The sequence below is a fragment of the Paraburkholderia sp. SIMBA_054 genome, from assembly GCF_046534875.1.
In the GTDB taxonomy this organism is placed as follows: Bacteria; Pseudomonadota; Gammaproteobacteria; order Burkholderiales; family Burkholderiaceae; genus Paraburkholderia; species Paraburkholderia hospita.
Genome location: NZ_JAWRXV010001517.1, coordinates 1 through 243, shown reverse-complemented (window position 1 = coordinate 243; position 243 = coordinate 1). Strand labels below are relative to the sequence as shown.

The following is a 243-nucleotide window of genomic DNA, read 5'->3' as shown; positions in this document are numbered from 1 at the left end:
CTTCATGGTTCCCGAGAGTGGTCGCAATCGCTGCCGCACCGGCGACCTTCAGCATGTCGCGTCGAGACAGTTCGTGTTCCATCATTTTCATTCGCTATCCTTATTTATCACGAGTACATCAAACGCCTGGCTCGCTGGGCTGTGTGACGCCGAGCTCGAAGCAGTTGACCGGACTCCATGTTATACATTGGATATCTACGGTCAATTACGCACCTTCAGGTGCGCAGATATACAGGAAGATAC

The 243-nt window shown here is 51.9% G+C and carries 1 protein-coding gene; it reads right to left on the bottom strand.

The features are described 5' to 3' along the window. On the bottom strand, positions 1 to 82 hold an 82-nt coding region (locus SB822_RS60095; protein ID WP_410859511.1), incomplete at its 3' end, for a twin-arginine translocation signal domain-containing protein. Positions 83 to 243: the final 161 nt, after the last annotated feature.